The organism is Moraxella sp. Pampa, assembly GCF_035181385.1.
In the GTDB taxonomy this organism is placed as follows: Bacteria; Pseudomonadota; Gammaproteobacteria; order Pseudomonadales; family Moraxellaceae; genus Moraxella.
The window spans coordinates 17409-36939 of sequence record NZ_JAXCJK010000004.1; the positions used below are offsets into that span (position 1 = coordinate 17409).

Here is a 19531-nt window from a genome sequence, read left to right on the forward strand (position 1 = left end):
ATTAGTTAATAAGGCACTGTCTTGCTAAATCTTGGTTTTTTTGAATTCATGCTGTTTGGCATCATCGCACTCATCGTGTTAGGCCCTGAAAAATTACCCATTGCGGCACGCACCTTGGGCAAATGGTATGCTAAAATTCGTCGTATGTCGGCACGCCTACAAAGTGAGTTTGTCAGCGAGTTACAACTTTTGGAAGTTCAAGAAGAGCTAAAAAATGAGCTTACTAAAATCAAAGAATCTGAAGCCAAAATCCAAGCTCAAATGGCAGAGCTTCAACGCACGCTTGATAAAACCAAACGCACCGCTCATGCCAATAAACAACACATCATGGATGCTTGGCAAGACAATCATTTAAAAAATGATGATTTAACTGACAATACAGCAGATCGCACCAGTTCAAATGATGGTGCAATTGATGACAACAGCAAAGGCGATGACAGAGGCAACAATCCAACCAAAAGCACAGAGGGCCTAAGTGAATCAACCGCTACACTTGAAACAGCTTTTAACATTCCCATGGTCAATCGTTGGTTTTTATTGGGCAATTATGACAAAAAACGCCGACTGCCGACTGCCCCATTTTTGCCAAATCACCAAGCTGATCCTCTACTTTATACCCGCGATACTTACGCCCAAACATCTAAGACACCATGACCAACCAAGCTCATAACGATGCCGATATGCCTTTAATGGCACATTTTACCGAATTACGCACACGGCTCATTCGTATGCTTATGGCAGTGGTTTTGGTATTTTTAGCACTGGTAGGATTTAGTCGCAAGCTGTATGATTTCATCTCCACCCCCTTAGTTGCTCTGCTACCAAATGAAGCCAGCCTCATTGCCACTGATGTTGCATCAGGATTTCTTGCACCCATCAAGCTGACCTTTTTTGTTGCATTATTTTTGGTCATGCCTTTTATTATTGCTCAAATTTGGGGGTTTATCTCGCCTGCTTTATACAAGCATGAAAAAAAAATGGCTGTACCATTATTATTATCTGCCATTGTACTATTTTATGCAGGCGTAGCGTTTGCTTATTTCATCGTACTGGTGCCTACATTGAAGTTTTTTGTCATGTTTGCCCCTGATAATGTCCTGCCAATGACCGACATTCAAAGCTATTTGGACTTTGTCATCAAGCTGTTTGCAGTCTTTGGCGTGATGTTTGAAATTCCCGTGGCGATACTGTTACTTGTGCTGATGCAGATTGTCAGCCCACAGGCATTGGCGGACAAACGCCGTTATATCATTGTTGGCTGTTTTTTTATCGCCGCCATCGTTACACCGCCCGATGGAGCAAGTATGCTCATGCTTGCCATCCCCATGTGTCTTTTATTTGAATTTGGGCTGATGATGGCAAAAATGCTTGTCAAAAAACCATCAGTCTCTGCCAAAGACTCATAAACCAGCCATCTAACTGTGCTACTGTGTTATAATCATTTGTTTTTTATTGCTTATCTTTGCCCATGAACCAGACCGCCATGCACTCACCCACCGACGAGCAGAATGCTGCCCTACAAATGGCAGTGACAGGGCAATCGTTTAAAATTGTCGCCTATGCAGGAGCAGGCAAGACCACCACCCTAAAACTTATTAGCCAAAATATGCGTGGGCGTGGGTTATACTTGGCATTTAATAAAGCGATCGCCAATGAAGCACAGGGCAAATTTCCATCAAATGTGCGATGCCAAACTTTTCATTCGCTTGCTTTTCGTCATGTCAATCGTGATATTACCGCTAAAATTAGCTTGCCACGCCTAACACCCTCCAAGCTTGCCAATGAGTTGAATTTGTCTGCCATTCAAGTTGAACGGAATATTGATGGCATTAAAAAGCCCATTTTGCTCACGCCTGCCAAACTTGCCAACATCATCTCAGAAAGTTTGGCTAATTTTTGTAAGACATCAAGTAGCTATCCTGCACCACGCCACATCACACCACCTTCGTGGCTGGACGAAAAAGACAGTGAACAGCTACAAGCCATGCTTTACCCAGCTTTGGAACAACGATGGCTTCAGTCCATCGATCCTCGCCACCAGTCGGGCATTGGGCATGACATTTATCTAAAACTTTGGACGCTTTCAGACCCCATCATTCCTGCCGACTTCATCTTATTTGATGAAGCCCAAGATGCAGACCCCTTGATGATGGGTGCATTAATCCGTCAAGACAAACAAACCATCTATGTTGGTGATGCTCATCAACAGATTTATGAATGGCGTGGGGCATTAAATGCCATGAAGCGACTGCCTTATCCACAAACCCTGCTCACACAGTCTTTTCGTTTTGGTGAGAATATTGCCAAAGTTGCCAATGTATTTTTGACTGCTTTGCAAGAAACAACTCCCTTAAAGGGCAATCCTACCACACCAAGTCATATTGCAAAACTGCTTGCCAATGGCAAAAAAGATGCCATTCTTTGTCGTACAAATGCCACCGCCATGAGCCAGTTGCTGTCAGGGCTTAAAGCTGGACACAAGGTATCTTTACAGGCCGACAGCGACCGCATTTTGCGTTTTTGTCATGCTGCCGAGAGCTTAAAAACTGGCAAGTCCGCCTATGGTGTGCCAGAGCTTGCGTATTTTAAACATTGGGGCGAGGTGCAAGAATTTAGCGAAACTGGTGAAGGCTCTGACCTAAAAACATGGGTCAAGCTCATTGAGGAACACGGCTCTCAAACCATTTCAAATGCCATCAAAAGCCTAACCACCCAAAGCCATGCCGACTATGTTGTCTCCACCGCCCACAAAGCAAAGGGTCTGGAGTGGAATCGGGTACAAATTGGCGATGATTTTTTGTATGATATAAGTCGCCACAGCATCAAAATTAGCCCTGAAGAGCTACGCCTGCTCTATGTGGCGTGTACTCGTAGCAAAGAAGTACTTGATATTCATCACATCAGCGATTTGATTGCCAACCTAGCACTTGATGACAAGAAGTTGATTTATAAATAATCCATTCATACAGCAACCACATGACCGATTTTCATCACCTATTTAATCGCCCTGTCCGCCTGCTCGCCCCAATGGAGGGCTTGACTGACCCATTGATGCGACAAATCTTGACCCAAATCGCCTATGATTTGGGGCGACCTTATGACTGGGCGGTCAGCGAGTTTATTCGTGTTACCCATTATCCTTTGCCCGCCCACACTTTTTTAAAGTCTGTGCCAGAGCTATTGACGGACGGCAAAACAAAAAGCGGTACTCCCATTCATGTACAACTGCTTGGCAACAATCTTGAGACCATGAGCCAAAGTGCGATGACGGCGGTAAACCTTGGGGCAAGTGCAATTGATTTAAACTTTGGTTGCCCTGCTAAGACAGTTAATAACCACAAAGGTGGTTCGGTGCTTTTGGAAGAACCAGAGATTTTGTACGCCATTATAAGTTCGGTCAGAAATGCCGTGCCAAGCGAGATTCCAGTATCGGCAAAAATCCGTTTGGGTTATACCGACACCTCCAAGATGTACGAAATCGGACAAGCAGTCAAATCGGCAAATGCAAGCTGGCTAACCGTCCACGCCCGCACCAAAGTAGATGGCTACAAACCGCCCGCCTATTGGGATAAAATCGCTCCCTTTACTGAGCTTGGACTGCCAATCATTGCCAATGGCGAGATTTGGAACGCTGACCACGCCAAATGCTGTGCCGAGCAATCCGCCACACCGCATTTAATGCTGGGGCGTGGTGCGGTTACTCGTCCTGATTTGATTGCCAATATTCACAACGGAGCAACGCTTGATTGGCAAGGGCTTGTACCTTATCAACTCGCCTTTTTACATGACGACACCGACAATCAAGGCGGACTTGTTGGGCGGTACAAGCAGTGGCTTGGAATGCTGACAAAGGGTTATACGGAAGCTGAAAGTCTTTGGCAAATCGTCAAAAAACTCAAAACCAAAGACGACATCATTCATGCGTTAATGCAACCTATGCACCCATCTGCTTAGGCATTGATGAGACAAAAATCTTTATTAGGAATAATTTGCACTTGCGCATCTGAAAAAATGGGCGTATAATCCAGTTTTATTATGTTATAACATTTATTTAATGGAGCAACACCATGCAAGTCCTATCCTCTTTAAAATCTGCCAAAAACCGTCATGAGGACTGCCAAATTGTCCGTCGTCGTGGTCGCACTTTTGTCATCTGCAAATCAAATCCACGCTTTAAAGCCGTACAAGGTGGTAAAAAGAAGCGATGATTGCTTGTTTTGTTGAATATTGAATAGATACCTTACATTGACAATACAAGGCGTGATAAGCTCTTATCAAAACCAAACCTCCTTTCATGACATTTAAAGTGATTTTAGATCAAATACAAAAAAGCCAAACTGGTATCAGCTTGGCTTTTTTAATTAAGAGTCTTAGCACGATACTCTATTTGACACGGACACGATATTTAACAGATGCCGTTCCCCCAACACCTAAGTCCTCCACCGTCCAACGCAATGCCTTATAATAACTTAATGGCAACTCCTGAATTTCTGCATTCACCTTGGTACGAATAGGCATATTCACAAAATGATCACCATCAATGCTTGCTTTACCAATGCTTGGTGAAATAGCACCTATCAACTCTACACCCTCTGGAATATCTACGGTTACCGTCATGCTGCGTACACGATTGGTATCATGATTGGTATAAAGCCCTTGATATTCTACCACATCACCACGAACAACAGTGTCAGCAGTCGTCAAAGGTCGCAGCGTCTCATGACCAGATGCATCGGTATTGACCAAAAATGCGTTCATCTTAGTATCAATATTTGGGACAGCATGGGCATCGGTTTGCTGTGCTTGTGCATCGCTTGGCGTAGGTAGCATGGCATGAGCTGACAAAGCGGCCGTCGCCATAGTAGCAATCAACATTGCATGACTAAATTTCATAACTTCTCCTCAATTAAAACGCTCGTTGTCGGACTGCTTGGACATCATGTAGATTTTGTAGCAACATCAAAGCCTTGATTGCTGACAATCTGATAAAATGACTTAATGAATGACAAAAAATAATTAAAGTCAGTATCAGTAGCAATGGCTTTCATACTGACATTTTAAAAACAAGAAAGCCATTTTATCACAGATGGCTTTCTTGTTGAGTTTTATTAAGTATAAAATTACACACGCTCAATCACGGTGGCAATCCCTTGACCCAAGCCGATACACATAGTAGCAAGCCCAATTTGGGTATCTTGTTGTTCCATAACATTAAGTAAGGTTGTGGTAATTCTCGCCCCAGAACAGCCAAGTGGGTGTCCCAGTGCAATCGCACCGCCATTATGATTTACGATATCTTGCTTGTCATAAAGCCCTAAGCCCTTTAATACCGATAAGCCTTGTGCGGCAAAGGCTTCGTTTAGCTCAATGGTCTGAATATCATTGATGCTTAACCCTGCACGCTTTAACGCTTTTTGGGTAGCTGGCACAGGTCCATAGCCCATAATGGCAGCATCACAGCCTGCGATTGCCATAGAGCGGATTTTGGCACGGGGCTTTAAACCCAAATCTTGGGCTTTTTGGGCAGACATCAATAACATGGCACACGCACCGTCTGACAAAGCGGACGATGTACCTGCGGTAACGGTACCGCCTTTAGGGTCAAACACAGGCTTTAAGGCTTTAAATGCGTCCAAATTGGCATCAGCACGGATAACTTCATCAACCGTACAAAGTTGCAAATTACCGTCTTGGTCATGTCCTTCAACGCCGACAATCTCATTATCAAAGCGACCATTTACGGTAGCGTCCCATGCTTTTTTGTGTGAATTTACGCCAAATTCATCTTGCTCTTCACGAGTAATGCCATTTAAACGCCCAAGCATTTCAGCGGTTAAACCCATCATATTGGACGCTTTGGCATAGTGTTTGCTTGCTTTTGGGTTTAAGTCCACGCCGTGCATCATGCTGACATGTCCCATATGTTCCACACCACCGATGATAAACACATCACCTTGATTTGTCATGATTTGAGCCGCCGCCGTGTGCAAGGCTTGCATGGACGAGCCACACAGACGATTAACCGTTTGTCCGCCTGCACTTTTGGGAATGCCAGCTAGTAGTCCAATGTGGCGAGCAATATTCCAGCCTTGTTCAAGCGTTTGGTTTACCGCCCCCCAAATCACGTCTTCTACAAGGTTTAAATCAAACTCGTTGCGTTTTAATAGCTGTCGCACCACTTCGGCAGAAAGGTTATCGGCACGCACATTGCGAAACATACCATTTTTAGATTTGCCCATTGCTGAGCGTACGCCGTCCACAATGACGACATCGGTTGGGTTAAGCGTTGTCATAGTTTTTCCTTAAATTTATTTTAAAATCATTTTAAATACATCATCTACATCATCAATAAAACGACTTACCATTTTCTGCCATTTCTCTTAGCATTTTTGGGGCTTCGTACGCTTTGCCAAGATGAGCGTATTTGTCGCACAATGCCACATAATTTGCCACACCGATTTGGTCAATATATCGGCAAGGCCCACCACGGAACGCAGGGAAACCAATCCCCATAATCATCGCCATATCCGCCTCACTAGGGGTTGCCACGATATTGTCTTCTAGGCATCGTACGGTTTCGTTGCATAAAGCCAACATCATACGGTCAATGATTTCTTGGTCATCAAACCCTTTTGGCTCGCTGACAACTGACTTTAACACCTCTAATGTTGCAGGGTCGGTATTTTTGGTAGGTTTACCTTTTTTATCCGTTTCATATTTATAAAAGCCCACGCCATTTTTTTGACCCAAGCGATTGGCTTCAAACAAGGCTTGGATACTGCCTTTGTAGTCAGGTTTCATACGGTCTGGGAATCCTTGTGCCATGACTTCTGCCCCATGTACGCCTGTGTCTAGTCCGACCACATCAATTAGGTAGGCAGGCCCCATTGGCCAGCCGAATTTTTCCATGGTTTTGTCAATTTGCACAAAGTCCGCACCGTCTTTTAACAATAAGTCAAATGCCCCAAAATAAGGGAATAGCACACGGTTTACCAAAAAGCCGGGGCAGTCGTTTACCACAACAGGCACTTTACCCATTTTTTGGGCAAGGGCAACGGTGGTAGCAATCGCTTTTTCGCTGGATTTTTCACCACGAATCACTTCAACAAGTGGCATACGATGGACTGGGTTAAAAAAGTGCATACCCACAAAGTTTTCTGGGCGTTTTAGCACACTTGATAGATAAGTGATTGAAATCGTTGAAGTATTTGATGCAATAATTGCATCATCTTTCACCAATTCTTCAACTTCTTGTAACACACTGTGTTTGACTTTTGGATTTTCAACCACCGCCTCAATGACGATATCCACATCTTTAAAGTCGCCATAGTTCAAGGTGGGTTGGATACGGCTTAGCGTTTCGCCCATTTTGGCAGGGGTCAGTTTACCACGCTCAACTTGTTTTGATAAAAGTTTGCTTGCCTCGTTCATGCCCAATTCTAGCTGTTCGGACTTGATGTCTTTCATGATAATCGGCAAGCCCTTAACGGCTGATTGGTAAGCGATACCACCGCCCATGATACCTGCACCCAGTACGGCAGATTTTTGGATATCGTGGGCGTTTTTGCTATGGGTTTTGGCAAGTTTTTTTACCACTTGGTCGTTTAAGAATAAACCAACCAATGCAGTTGCCTGTGGGGTCTTGGCAGATTTTGCAAAGCCTTTGGCTTCAACTTTTAACGCCTCATCTCGTGGTAGATTGACGTGTTGTTCAATGGTGTCTAGGGCGATTTTTGGGGCTGGGTATTGTGCTGGATTGGCTTTGCTAAACAGCACTCCTTTGGCGGAATTAAACGCCATTTTTTGTTCAAGTTCTGACAGTTTAACAGGGTTGATTTTTTCTGCATGGCGAGCCTGCCAGTCAAGTTCACCATTGATACATTTTTTCACCAAATCAATCGCTGATTTTTCTAGGTTGTCAGCCGTTACCACCGCATCAACCAAGCCTAGCTTTAAAGCGTCCATTGGCTTTAAAGGGTTGGCGGTGGCGATGATTTCTAGGGCGTTATCAATACCGATTAAGCGTGGCACACGCACCGAACCCCCAAATCCAGGGAAAATACCCAACTTCACTTCAGGTAAGCCAATGGTGGCGTTATCGCTAATCACACGATAATCACAGACCAAGGTCATCTCACAGCCACCGCCCAACGCAGCCCCATTAATGGCACACACTTTTGGAAATGGCAAATCTTCAAAACGGTTAAATACTTGATTAATTTCAACAATCCAGCGTTCAATTTCACTTTCATCTTGGTTAAAATAGCCGACAAACTCAGTAATATCCGCCCCTGCGATAAATACATTTTTGCCCGATGTTACGACTAGACCTTTGACATCGCTTGCTTGTTCAACCGCCGAAATCGCCTTTTCAAACTCGGCATTGGTGGTTTTGTCAAATTTATTCACACTTTCGGTTTGGTTGTCAAAATGAAATTTGACAATGCCGTCATCAAGGCGTGAAACCGTGATGCTGTTTGATTGATAAATCATAAAAAAACTCCTTGTTTATTCTAAAAGATACTTGCTCACAATCGTCTTAGTTTACTATGAAAAACTTAGGGTATGGCAAGCCAAGACTGACCGATTGGTCATTTAGAAAATAAAAATTAACCAATAATCTGTTGTTTATAGAGTGATTTGACCCAAACATTATGGCAATCATTCATCTAAGCACTAAGTAACATGGAGATACCACATGGCAAAAAAACAAGCTGGCTTCATCAATACCCCAAACAAAAAAAGTCTAAAAAGCCCAAATAGGACTTTTTAGACTTGTATTGTTTGATATTAAGTTTGGCTTACTTAATTACTGTTATCTTTTCGCCATCTTCAATCACGCCTTTGGTTACGACAATCTTTTTGGCAGCCATATCAGGCAGTTCATACATTGTCTCTAAGAGTGCGTTTTCAATGATAGAACGCAAGCCCCTTGCCCCTGTTTTGCGTTTCATCGCTTGTTTGGCGATGGCAGTCAGAGCGTCTTTTTCAAATTCAAGCTCTGTATCCTCCATTGCAAACAGATATTGATATTGCTTAACCAAAGCATTTTTAGGCTCGGTCAAAATCTGCACCAATGCATCTTCGTCTAATTCATCAAGCGTAGCAATCACAGGCAATCGACCAATAAACTCAGGAATCAAACCAAATTTTACCAAATCTTCTGGCTCAACTTCACGGAACAGCTCACTGATTTTAGCCTCTGACTGAGCTTTTACCATCGCATTAAACCCCATGCTCGTCGTCTCAGTACGCTGTTGAATGATACGCTCAAGCCCTGCAAATGCCCCACCAACAATGATCAGAATATTACTTGTATCCACAGCAATCATCTCTTGGCGTGGGTGCTTTCGCCCACCTTGTGGCGGAATATTTGCTACCGTACCCTCAATGATTTTTAAAAGTGCCTGCTGCACGCCCTCACCAGAGACATCACGGGTGATGGACGGATTTTCAGACTTACGCGTAATTTTGTCAATTTCATCAATAAAGATGATGCCTCTTTGCGTACGCTCAACATCATAATCTGCAGCTTGAAGCAGTTTTTGGACGATGTTTTCCACATCTTCACCCACATAACCTGCCTCGGTCAAGGCAGTAGCGTCCGCCATTGCAAATGGTACATCAAGCAGGCGTGCCAAAGTCTGTGCCAGCAAGGTCTTACCAGAACCTGTCGGTCCGATGAGCAGAACATTACTCTTGGCAAGCTCAACTTGCTCAGCACTCAAGGCGTCTTTTGAGTCACATTTAAGACGCTTATAGTGGTTATATACCGCCACCGACAATGCTTTTTTGGCACCATCTTGACCAATAACATATCCGTCCAAATGCTTACGCAACTCTTTTGGTGTGAGCAATTTGTTATCTGGCCACTTACTCACCTTTTCATCATCTTGTTCGACTAAGGTGTCATTAACACCAGCAAGCATATCCCCACAAGTGGCAATACATTCATTGCAGATACTGGCATCATCGCCTGCAATCAGTTTTTCAACCTCTGCCTTTTTTTTGCCGCAGAAAGAGCAGGTGTTCATATTGCTCATGAGTACTCCTTATAGATTCACTGGGCGTTTGTCAAGCACCACATCAACCAAACCGTATTCTTTGGCAGCATCAGCACTCATAAAATTATCACGGTCGGTGTCTTTTTCAAGTCGCTCAACTGGTTGTCCTGTATGCTCGGCAAGTAGCTGATTCAGCTTAGCTTTTAGCTGAATAATCTCTCGTGCATGAATCTCGATATCAGACGCTTGCCCACGAAAACCGCCCAAAGGCTGATGAATCATGATGCGTGAATTGGCTAGAGCATAGCGTTTGCCTTTTTGTCCTGCCGACAACAAAAACGATCCCATACTACACGCCTGCCCCATGCAGATGGTAGACACATCAGGCTTGATAAAATTCATCGTATCATAAATTGCCATGCCTGCAGTTACCACGCCCCCTGGGGAATTGATGTACAAATGCACATCTTTTTCTGGATTGTCTGCCTCTAAGAACAACAGCTGGGCAACAATCAAATTTGCCATATTGTCTTCAACCTGACCTGTCAAAAAGATGACACGCTCACGCAATAGGCGTGAAAAAATATCAAACGAGCGTTCGCCACGCCCAGACTGCTCAATCACCATTGGCACAAGGGCGGCTTGTGGTGCATGATAAGTATCCATCAACTGGTCATAAAAAGGGTTATGCTTCATATCATTCATTGGTTTTTTCCTAAAAAAATAAACATTAAACAGTGAAAATTGCACTTATTTTAACATTAATTAAAAAATACCCCAAACACTGTTTAGGGTATTTTTGCATCTTTATTACAAGCCGATCAACTTATGACTGGGCTTGTTGTGCTGCCGCCAAAAGGTCTTGGTATTTTACTTCTTTATCAACCACTTTACCTTGTGATAATAGATAATCCACCACTTGGTCTTCTAGTACCACAGATTCAATGCCAGCACGCTGTTCTTTATCATTGGTATAAAAATCAATGACTTCTTGTGGGTCTTCATAGTTTTCTGCTGCTTCGGCGATGAATGCAGTAACACGCTCTTGATCCACCTCAATTTTTTCTTTAGTGATGATTTGGCTAACCAACACACCCAAACGCACTGCACGCAATGCTTGGTCTTCAAACAATTCATTTGGTAGCATATCTGCACCAAAAGTTTTTGGATTGGCGCCAAATTGCTGAGCAAATCGCTGTAGCATTTGCTCACGCTGACGATTGATCTCTTGTTCTAGCATTGTCTTTGGCACATCAAATTCGTTCTTTTCAAGCAGTGCATCAAACGCCGCCTGTTTTACTTGGTTGCGACCAGCGTTCTTAATTTCTCGCTCCATATTCTTACGAACATCAGCTTTAAGCTTATCAAGACCACCCTCTTTAACACCAAACAGTTCAAAAAACTCTTCATTGAGCTCTGGTAATTTTGGTGTTTTTACTTCTTTGACATTGATTTTAAAGTCAGCCTCTTTACCTTGTAGGTTTTCAGCTTGATAATCTGCTGGGAAAGTTACTTTGATGGTTTTTTCTTCGCCAGCTTTCATGCCTTTCATGCCGTCTTCAAAACCAGGAATCATACGACCTGAACCAATGATTAAGCGATAATCTTCAGCAGTGCCACCTTCAAATTTTTCGCCATCAATAGAGCCTTCAAAGTCAAAAGTCGCCTCATCACCGTCTTCTAATGCACCATCTTTAACTTCTAAGGTTTGGCGTTGTTTTTGTAGATTTTCAATCATGACATCAACATCTTCATCAGAGACGCTGGCAGTCTGACGCTCAACCTCAATATCAGACAGACCCTTTACCTCTACCTCTGGGAAAGTCTCAACAGTCGCCTGATACACCAAAAAGTCATTTTCAAGTTTGACATCATCAATATTTGGCACGCCGATGGCACGGATTTTCTTTTCGTTCATCGCTTCAAATACTGTATCACGAATCACATCATTAATGACTTCTTGCTGAATGCCTGCACCGTATTGTGCACGAATGTGGCTTACTGGCACCTTGCCTTTACGAAAACCATCTATTTTGGCAGTCTTGGCCAAGCTACGAATACGGTTTTCAACTTTACCTTGAATTGTACCTACTGGTACTTTGACGGTCAGTTGGGTTTCTTTGTCTGACAGTACATTGACTGCGATGTCTAAATTACTCATATTTTTTACCTTAAAACCTATGAACCATTTATGATTGCTAATATACTCAATAAATGGTTAAAATGAAATCTGGGTAGTGCCAAAAAGCACCTACAAAAATCCTAAAAGGTGGTTAGTATAGCCGTTTTTTTGGCAAAATACAACCTTAAAGCAGTTGCTCAATCAAAGTTTTCATTGCCTGCCCACGGTGGCTGATGGCGTTTTTCTCGTCTTTGCTAAGCTCGGCAGACGATTTACCAAGATGGGGCAACCAAAAAAGTGGGTCATATCCAAAACCATAATCGCCTTTCGGTGCAGACAAAATTTGTCCACGCCACAAGCCTTGTGCAATCACTGGCAATGGGTCATCTTTGTGGCGTACAAAAGCCAACAGACACACAAAAATCCCCTCTACCGTCTCGCCTTTATCAAAATATGGCGTTAATTCTGCAAGCAATCGCTTGTTGTTCGCCAAATCATCGCCTTTTTCGCCCATACCGTCTAAACTGGCATAGCGTGCCGAATAAATCCCCGGTAAATTGCCAAGCACAGGCACACAAAGCCCGCTGTCATCTGCCATGGCAGGCAATCCGCTCTTGGCACTTGCATGGCGTGCCTTGATAATCGCATTCTCAACAAAACTTAAGCCATCTTCAACCGCATCATCAATACCCAATTCGCCTTGCGAGATGATTTGAATACCCAAGTCAGCGTCATCAAACAAAGATTGAAACTCGGTCAATTTGCCTTGATTGTTACTGGCCAAGATGATTTTTTGCATGTGATTCTCCGTCTTTTTATGATTGATAGCCCATAGGATTATTCTTTTGCCACCGCCAAGTATCCAAGCACGCACGGGTAATATCAAACTGTGCTTGCCAATTTAATAGCGATTTTGCCTTATCACAAGACGCATAACAGCTGGCAATATCGCCTGCTCGTCTGCTTACAATCACATAAGGCACATTTTGACCTGTTGCTTTTTCAAAGGCATTGACAAGTTGTAAAACACTTGTACCACTGCCAGTACCCAAGTTGATTGGCTCAAATCCAATAATATGATTATCCTTATCACCTTTTACCAAATATTCTAAGGCTTTTAAATGCCCCTTTGCCAAATCAATAATATGGATATAATCTCGCACACCTGTACCGTCAATGGTATCATAATCATCGCCAAATACCGACAGCTTTTGTAATTTACCGACCGCCACTTGGCTGATATAAGGCATTAAATTATTGGGAATATCCTTTGGGTCTTCGCCAATCGTGCCTGTTTGATACGCCCCGATTGGATTAAAATAACGCAAACTTATCGCATTAAACGCTTTTGATTTGCACAAATCTTCTAAAATGTATTCTACCATTAATTTACTTTGTCCATACGGATTGGTACAAGAACGGGGAAAATGCTCAAAAATCGGTAAAGATTTGGGACTACCATAAACCGTTGCTGACGATGAAAAAACAAGGTTTTGAACGCCAAATTCACTCATCACCTCCAAAAGATTTAAAGTACCAGCGACATTATTTTGATAATATTTTAAAGGCTCTTTGACACTCTCGCCCACCGCTTTTAAGCCTGCAAAATGAATAACCGCAAAAAAGTTATGCGTTTTAAAAGTTTGTTTTAACAAATCTTTATCTAGCACATCGCCTTTTATAAAATCAATTTTTTGATTAACAATGTTTTCCACTCTGTCAATAGCAATCACACTAGAATTGGATAAATTGTCATAAACCACAGGATTAAAGCCTGCCTTAACAAGCTCAATCAAAGTATGCGAACCGATATAACCTGCACCACCTGTTACTAAAATATTTTTCATCTTGTTTTTACCTTTTTATGATTTGGTTTTTAAATCAAAACAACCAATGCCTGCATAATAACCTTTGTATTGACAAATTTGCGTATCACTGAATACATTTTTACCGTCAAATATTGGCAAGGCAAATTCATTTAAAGCGGATATATCAATTTGACTGTCCGACCAATTAATAATAAATAAGGCGTAGGCATTATCAAGGGCATAAGGATTGTCAATTAATTGAAATAACGGCTGATTTTGATATTTTTGGGTTAATTCATAAGCGGTATTTATTGTGTAAACAAGTGTTTTTATACCATAATGCCAACACAAATTAAGTAAAATATGCACCGCACTGCCTGTGGTACGCCCAGCCCCAGTGCGATAGCCTGCCCCCCAAATGACCACCATTTTATGGTCAATATCGCCATTAAAATACTGCCAAAACTTTCTAAAAATCAGCTCTTTTTGGTCGGTATTGACATCAACCACCGCCTTTAAAAGTGCGGTATCCACTTGATTTTGTTCAAAACTTTGCATCAAAAACGCCAACTCATCTGGCAATGATTTACCCCCAAAGCCCCACCCTGCCGACAAATACTCTTTGCCAATGCGACTGTCTTGCCCCATTATGGTTTGTACTTGTTTGATATTAATCTTATGGCTGTCAGCAAGGCGTGCCATTTCATTAATAAAAGACAAGCGTGTGGCAAGCATACCTGCAATACTAGCACGAACAAATTCAATGGTTTTAATGGTGGCGATATTGTGCTTTTGGCTGTTTTTTAATAATATCTTTAAAATGCTGGATTTATCAAAACTGTCCTTAATTTTTTCGCCAATCAATAAAAGTTCAATATTAAAAAACGCATTAAAATTATTGCCTTCTTTTAAAAAATTAAATGGCAAATAATACACCCAATTTGTTGGTAAGTTCTTGGCAAATTCATCAAAAAACCCAATCGGTTTTGCCCCACTTAATATCACTTGGCTATTTGGGTTGAACAATTGTTTTGTTAAAAATGTATCGCCCAACTCATTGAATTTATCATCAGTCTCATTATCAAAAAATAACCAAAAGTTATCGGTGCTTTGTAATGTATCGCTAATAATAATTTTATTGTCAGCGGTATAAAACTGCCACAATAAAGCCAGCTGACGGTCAAATTGATAATTTTTTAATAAGGCATTGATTTTGTCAGTTTGACCAATTAAATAAACTTGTAAATCCAAACCTGCCAAAAATATAGCAGTATTTATACTTTCAAAATTAACACCCAAAAGATTGATTTGTTTCATTATTTTTCCTAAATGCTTACGATGCGGTTTAACCCACACTCATCTACGCCTTATCCTTGATTACTTTTAACAACGCATTGGTTGAGCTGTCAAATTTATCCATTGGCTCACTTGTGCTATTTAACACATCAAAGACGCTATTTGCCATTACTTTGCCCACTTCTACGCCCCATTGGTCAAAAGGGTTGATTTGCCAAAGCACACTCATCACAAAAACTTTGTGTTCGTATAAAGCAATGAGTGAACCTAGCGTTTTTGGGGTTAAAGCGGTCAAAAGCAAAGTTGTGGACGGCTGATTGCCACGGTATTGTTTAAATTGCAAAAATTTGTCGTCTTTTGAAGCCATATCAAAAGGCAAGGCGTGATTGCCAAATGCCAATACTTGCGACTGAGCAAGGCAGTTGGCAAGCGATAATTTATGCTGATTTTCCAAATATTTGTCGTGAATTTGCGTACCGTCATAACGATTAATCGGCGTGATAAAATCGCACGAAACCGCCTGCGTGCCTTGATGTAACAGCTGATAAAAGGCGTGTTGGGCGTTTGAACCAATATCGCCCCACAAAATCGGACAGGTCTTATAAGCAACAATATTACCATTTTTGGCGACCGATTTGCCATTGGATTCCATTTCAAGCTGGGTTAAATAATTGGGGAAAAATTTAAGCCGTCCATCATAAGGCAACACCGAATGGGCGTTGATGTTTAAAAAAGTGGCATTCCATACGCCAATCAGCCCCAAAAGCACAGGCAAATTGTTTTTAAAATCGGCACTTGCAAAATGCCTATCCATTTGATTTGCCCCTGCCAAAAGCTCATAAAAATTATCCATACCAATTTTAATAGCAATAGCAAGCCCGATGGCTGACCACATACTAAACCGTCCGCCCACCCAATCCCAAAGCAGTAGCTGATTGTCAGGGTGAATGCCCCACTCACTCATTTTGTCGGTGCAAGTAGAAATGCCAATAAAATGACGGTGTAGCACGGTGCGTTTATTGTTGTGGGCGGACAACAGCCAATGCAAGGCGGTTTTGGCATTGGCAAGGGTGTCAGCGGTGCCAAAAGATTTTGATGAAATAATAAACAAAGTGGTCTGCGGATTTAACACACCCAGCAAGCTATGTAACTGCGTGCCGTCCATATTGGACACAAAATGCACATTGATGTCGGTATCCGCCCATTCATCAAGGGCTGTGGTTGCCATCAAAGGCCCCAAATCCGAGCCACCCACACCAATATTGACCACATCACAAATTGCCTTGCCTGAATAACCACGCCAGATTTTTTGGCGAATACGACGGGCAATCGTCTGACATTTTTGTAGGCTTTGATGAACTTGTTCATTCACATCAACGCCGTCCACGATAAGGCTTTCGCTTTTTGGTAATCGCAAGGCGGTATGCAGTGCAGGGCGATTTTCGGTGTCATTGACTTTTTTGCCTGTCAGTAAGTCATTGATTTTATTTTTTAACTCAAACTCACCTGCCAAATCAATAAGATGACTTAAAATCTCTTGAGTAACAAGCTGTTTGCTAAAATCCATATAAATATCACAAGCGTTAGCGGTAAATTTTTCGCCACGAGTGGGGTCAGACTTAAATAAAGTATTTAAATCAAGCGGATTTTGAGCAAGGGTGTGTAGGGTGTGCCAAGTGGTGGTTTGCATTTTTTACCTTAATAACTACTCCGAACTACTCCGAACTACTCCGAACTACTCCGAACTACTCCGAACTACTCCGAACTTAACTTGTAATGTTGAGTTGGGTCATTTTTACTGTTACCAACCCAAGTAACAAGTCCTTTTTTTAGCAAAGATTTTAATAGTTTTCTGGCAAATGTATCACTTTTTTCCAAATAAACCGCCAAATCTTTAACCGCTACTTTCTCATTTTGATAGGCATACTGCAAAGCCTTTTTCTCAAACTCCGATAAACTCTCAACCATTTTCTCATTGATGATTTTTTCTAATCGCTCACTAGCTCTTAGCGTTCGTTGCAAAATATTATTTTCCAAACTAAGCAAAACAGAATTACCATTTGGCTCTTGATAAGTTGGCAAGTGTAAAAAGTGTTGCTCCATTTCATTAAAAATACGCTTAACACCTTCATTTAATTCTTTTACCCAACCAAATTCAGATAAAATCCTAGCAATTCTAGGATTTCTAGAATAGCGGGTATGACGCATATTTTCCAAGGTTACAATATTTGGTAATTTACCTGGACTAAAGATTTCCAACCGATTGTCATAAATAGAGATTCGGATATAGTCGCCCAAAAAAGCATAATTACGATGTGTCAAAGCATTGACAATACCTTCAAACCAAGCAAACTCAGGATATTCATCCATTTTAACAAAATTGCCATCTTTGTCTAATGTCTGAAACTCCCGAAGTTGCGATGCAACAACTTGTCTTGCTTGCATAATAAGCTTTGGAATCGCTCCTTCTAGCTGGAATTCTTTAACGATGTTGATTTCACTACCTGTTTTTTGGGTTGTGCCATCATATCTTAATACTTTAATACGAGCATTTGGAAAATAACGAGTCGGATTTTTACCAAATAACAAAATCCCTGCATTGGTAATTTGCCCAGACTTGTTGATGAGATTTCTAGCATATAAAATCTCTTCTAATGTAGAAGTGCTATTTAGATATTTTTTATACTCTTCTAACAAATTAGTATCCAAATCATTAAAATCCGCATCAGGTACAATCTCATCTTCAAAATTGCGTTGCCCTTTGTCGTACTCCAGCTGTCTGCGTTGCTCATATTTTAATAATAAAGTTTGGTCATTTGAGCGTAGATAAGCACTGCCATCATCAGCTTCTATCACACGATTTAACGATGGCTCAACACAAAAAACAAGTAACTCATCAGACTGACCACTGCTATTTTGGACAGTAATCACTTCATTACTATGAATAATTGGCATTTTTTGTAGTGTTTGTATGGCGTGCAGATATTCGCTCAAACTGTGTGCTTTAGGCTTTTTAAAACCTGTAATTTCCCCATTATCCTCAATACCAATCACAAATGTACCACCACCTGCATTGGCAAAACCAATCAAATGCTTTATAATGTCTTTTGGGGCTATTTTGGCATTTTTACGCTCAAAATACTGACCTTCAGTTTGAGCGATAATCGCTTCAAGGGTAGTTGCCCGCATCATATCTCCTTTAGCTGCCTTTGAGCAAAATACATAAACGCCTGCATATAGCTTGTCATATCGCCAGCGTCAAAGCTCTCCCCCACCATTGTCGTTACATCCACGCCCTTTGTACCAATCAAGGCATCTATCGCATCGGTAAGCTGAATTTCGCCACCAACGCTTGGGGCGGTTTTGGCAAGATAATCAAAAATGGCATTGTCAAACACATAGCGACCCACTACCGCCAAATTTGACGGAGCGACATCAGCTTTTGGTTTTTCTACAAAACCAGTTACAGCAAGTGATTGATTTTTATCGGATTTTTTAATGGTTTGAGCATTTGCCAATTTAGCAATGCCATATTTGTCAATATCGGCTGTCGCCACAGGATTGACAAGAATTTGCGAGCGACCTGTTTTTTCAAACTCTTTTAGCATAAACGCCAAGTTTTGGCTTGTATAATCGGTATCAAAAGGGTCAAGCACCACATCAGGCAGTAGCACCGCAAAGGGGTTGTCGCCCACCACCGCACGCCCTTGCAAGACAGCGTGTCCTAAGCCCAAAGGCTTGCCTTGACGCACGCTGGTAATGACCACATCACTTGGCAAAAAGTTTAAACTATCGGCAAGCGTATTTTTGCCTTTGTTTCTTAATTGAGTATCTAATTCGCTATTGATATCAAAATAATTTTCTATCGCATTTTTTTGGGCGTGATTGACCAGCACGATATTTTTAATGCCTGCTTTTATCGCTTCATCAATCACATAATGAATGCTCGGGCGATTGCCAAGCGGTAATAGCTCTTTTGGGATAGCTTTTGAAAGTGGGAGCATTCGTGTGCCAAAGCCTGCACAAGGAATAATGGCATGGGTGATTGTTGTCATCGCTACATCATTCATCTTACAGTCCATCTGTTTTCATCTTTGCCGAACAAAATGCACGACAACATTAGAATTAAAAAAATTAAAATGATTAAAAAATACAAAACCAAAATACAAAAAATTGCTAAAATACACACCGCCCATTATAGCACAATCGCCATACCCAGATCCAAAAACACAATTTTTACAAAAAAATAATAAAATAGTATCAATAATTACTAAAAAACATACATAAATTGACAAAAAAAA

17 protein-coding genes are annotated in these 19531 nt (G+C 41.7%); 5 read left to right on the top strand and 12 right to left on the bottom strand.

The annotated features are described in order from the left end of the window. Positions 1-21: 21 nt before the first annotated feature. The 5 genes from tatB to ykgO all read left to right on the top strand — a co-directional run bounded on the left by tatB (position 22) and on the right by ykgO (position 4208). Positions 22-654: a Sec-independent protein translocase protein TatB gene (gene tatB / locus R0123_RS07465; protein WP_323843616.1), complete on the top strand. Its 633-nt coding sequence runs from the start codon at positions 22-24 to the stop codon at positions 652-654. Continuing rightward, complete coding sequence (tatC, locus tag R0123_RS07470; protein WP_323843617.1) at positions 651-1406, top strand: twin-arginine translocase subunit TatC; 756 nt, start codon at positions 651-653, stop codon at positions 1404-1406. The genes tatB and tatC overlap by 4 nt, the downstream gene beginning before the upstream one ends. A gap of 62 nt (positions 1407-1468) precedes the next feature. After that, complete coding sequence (locus R0123_RS07475) at positions 1469-2956, top strand: UvrD-helicase domain-containing protein (protein WP_323843618.1); 1488 nt, start codon at positions 1469-1471, stop codon at positions 2954-2956. Between the two features lie 20 nt (positions 2957-2976). After that, positions 2977-3954, top strand: a complete 978-nt coding sequence (locus R0123_RS07480) for a tRNA dihydrouridine synthase (RefSeq protein ID WP_323843619.1) — start codon at positions 2977-2979, stop codon at positions 3952-3954. 113 nt (positions 3955-4067) lie between these two features. Further along, a complete protein-coding gene (ykgO, locus tag R0123_RS07485; protein ID WP_323842281.1) occupies positions 4068-4208 on the top strand; it encodes a type B 50S ribosomal protein L36 in 141 nt (46 codons plus the stop codon). Positions 4209-4383: 175 nt separating this feature from the next. On the opposite strand, the gene R0123_RS07490 is transcribed toward ykgO, so the two are convergent. The 12 genes from R0123_RS07490 to R0123_RS07545 all read right to left on the bottom strand — a co-directional run bounded on the left by R0123_RS07490 (position 4384) and on the right by R0123_RS07545 (position 19285). Then, positions 4384-4893 (bottom strand): hypothetical protein, encoded by a 510-nt coding sequence (locus R0123_RS07490; protein WP_323843620.1) that lies wholly within the window; start codon positions 4891-4893, stop codon positions 4384-4386. 227 nt (positions 4894-5120) lie between these two features. Beyond that, positions 5121-6293, bottom strand: coding sequence for an acetyl-CoA C-acyltransferase FadA (fadA, locus tag R0123_RS07495; protein ID WP_323842279.1), 1173 nt, complete (start codon positions 6291-6293; stop codon positions 5121-5123). A 52-nt stretch (positions 6294-6345) separates the two neighbouring features. Continuing rightward, the gene (gene fadB, locus R0123_RS07500) at positions 6346-8493 is read right to left on the bottom strand and encodes a fatty acid oxidation complex subunit alpha FadB (protein ID WP_323843621.1); all 2148 of its coding nucleotides are present in this window, start codon (positions 8491-8493) and stop codon (positions 6346-6348) included. Positions 8494-8801: 308 nt separating this feature from the next. Continuing rightward, the gene (gene clpX, locus R0123_RS07505) at positions 8802-10043 is read right to left on the bottom strand and encodes an ATP-dependent protease ATP-binding subunit ClpX (RefSeq protein WP_323843622.1); all 1242 of its coding nucleotides are present in this window, start codon (positions 10041-10043) and stop codon (positions 8802-8804) included. A gap of 9 nt (positions 10044-10052) precedes the next feature. After that, a complete protein-coding gene (gene clpP / locus R0123_RS07510) occupies positions 10053-10670 on the bottom strand; it encodes an ATP-dependent Clp endopeptidase proteolytic subunit ClpP (RefSeq protein ID WP_323842307.1) in 618 nt (205 codons plus the stop codon). A gap of 160 nt (positions 10671-10830) precedes the next feature. After that, on the bottom strand, positions 10831-12165 hold the full coding sequence (gene tig / locus R0123_RS07515) for a trigger factor (RefSeq protein ID WP_323843623.1): 1335 nt from the start codon (positions 12163-12165) through the stop codon (positions 10831-10833). Positions 12166-12310: 145 nt separating this feature from the next. After that, positions 12311-12925 carry an RdgB/HAM1 family non-canonical purine NTP pyrophosphatase gene (gene rdgB / locus R0123_RS07520; protein ID WP_323842275.1) on the bottom strand — a complete coding sequence of 205 codons (615 nt, stop codon included), beginning with the start codon at positions 12923-12925 and terminating at the stop codon, positions 12311-12313. Between the two features lie 16 nt (positions 12926-12941). Next, complete coding sequence (gene galE, locus R0123_RS07525; RefSeq protein ID WP_323843624.1) at positions 12942-13973, bottom strand: UDP-glucose 4-epimerase GalE; 1032 nt, start codon at positions 13971-13973, stop codon at positions 12942-12944. 15 nt (positions 13974-13988) lie between these two features. Beyond that, positions 13989-15251 carry a UDP-glucose 6-dehydrogenase gene (locus R0123_RS07530; RefSeq protein WP_323843625.1) on the bottom strand — a complete coding sequence of 421 codons (1263 nt, stop codon included), beginning with the start codon at positions 15249-15251 and terminating at the stop codon, positions 13989-13991. 43 nt (positions 15252-15294) lie between these two features. After that, entirely contained in the window at positions 15295-16920 is a 1626-nt protein-coding gene (gene pgi, locus R0123_RS07535) for a glucose-6-phosphate isomerase (RefSeq protein WP_323843626.1), read from the bottom strand. A 65-nt stretch (positions 16921-16985) separates the two neighbouring features. After that, on the bottom strand, positions 16986-18419 hold the full coding sequence (locus R0123_RS07540) for an ATP-binding protein (protein WP_323842271.1): 1434 nt from the start codon (positions 18417-18419) through the stop codon (positions 16986-16988). Next, positions 18419-19285, bottom strand: coding sequence for a UTP--glucose-1-phosphate uridylyltransferase (locus R0123_RS07545; protein ID WP_323843627.1), 867 nt, complete (start codon positions 19283-19285; stop codon positions 18419-18421). Before R0123_RS07545 ends, R0123_RS07540 begins: the two co-directional genes overlap by 1 nt. Between the last annotated feature and the right edge of the window lie 246 nt (positions 19286-19531).

Bases quoted from the DNA above. Each gene is read 5' to 3' on its own strand.
- fadA (WP_323842279.1), bottom strand. From the start codon at position 6,293: ATGACAACGCTTAACCCAACCGATGTCGTCATTGTGGACGGCGTACGC.
- tig (WP_323843623.1), bottom strand. From the start codon at position 12,165: ATGAGTAATTTAGACATCGCAGTCAATGTACTGTCAGACAAAGAAACC.
- R0123_RS07490 (WP_323843620.1), bottom strand. From the start codon at position 4,893: ATGAAATTTAGTCATGCAATGTTGATTGCTACTATGGCGACGGCCGCT.
- rdgB (WP_323842275.1), bottom strand. From the start codon at position 12,925: ATGCAAAAAATCATCTTGGCCAGTAACAATCAAGGCAAATTGACCGAG.
- clpP (WP_323842307.1), bottom strand. From the start codon at position 10,670: ATGGATACTTATCATGCACCACAAGCCGCCCTTGTGCCAATGGTGATT.
- ykgO (WP_323842281.1), top strand. From the start codon at position 4,068: ATGCAAGTCCTATCCTCTTTAAAATCTGCCAAAAACCGTCATGAGGAC.
- pgi (WP_323843626.1), bottom strand. From the start codon at position 16,920: ATGCAAACCACCACTTGGCACACCCTACACACCCTTGCTCAAAATCCG.
- galE (WP_323843624.1), bottom strand. From the start codon at position 13,973: ATGAAAAATATTTTAGTAACAGGTGGTGCAGGTTATATCGGTTCGCAT.
- R0123_RS07475 (WP_323843618.1), top strand. From the start codon at position 1,469: ATGAACCAGACCGCCATGCACTCACCCACCGACGAGCAGAATGCTGCC.
- R0123_RS07480 (WP_323843619.1), top strand. From the start codon at position 2,977: ATGACCGATTTTCATCACCTATTTAATCGCCCTGTCCGCCTGCTCGCC.
- fadB (WP_323843621.1), bottom strand. From the start codon at position 8,493: ATGATTTATCAATCAAACAGCATCACGGTTTCACGCCTTGATGACGGC.
- tatC (WP_323843617.1), top strand. From the start codon at position 651: ATGACCAACCAAGCTCATAACGATGCCGATATGCCTTTAATGGCACAT.
- R0123_RS07530 (WP_323843625.1), bottom strand. From the start codon at position 15,251: ATGAAACAAATCAATCTTTTGGGTGTTAATTTTGAAAGTATAAATACT.
- R0123_RS07545 (WP_323843627.1), bottom strand. From the start codon at position 19,285: ATGACAACAATCACCCATGCCATTATTCCTTGTGCAGGCTTTGGCACA.
- R0123_RS07540 (WP_323842271.1), bottom strand. From the start codon at position 18,419: ATGCGGGCAACTACCCTTGAAGCGATTATCGCTCAAACTGAAGGTCAG.
- clpX (WP_323843622.1), bottom strand. From the start codon at position 10,043: ATGAGCAATATGAACACCTGCTCTTTCTGCGGCAAAAAAAAGGCAGAG.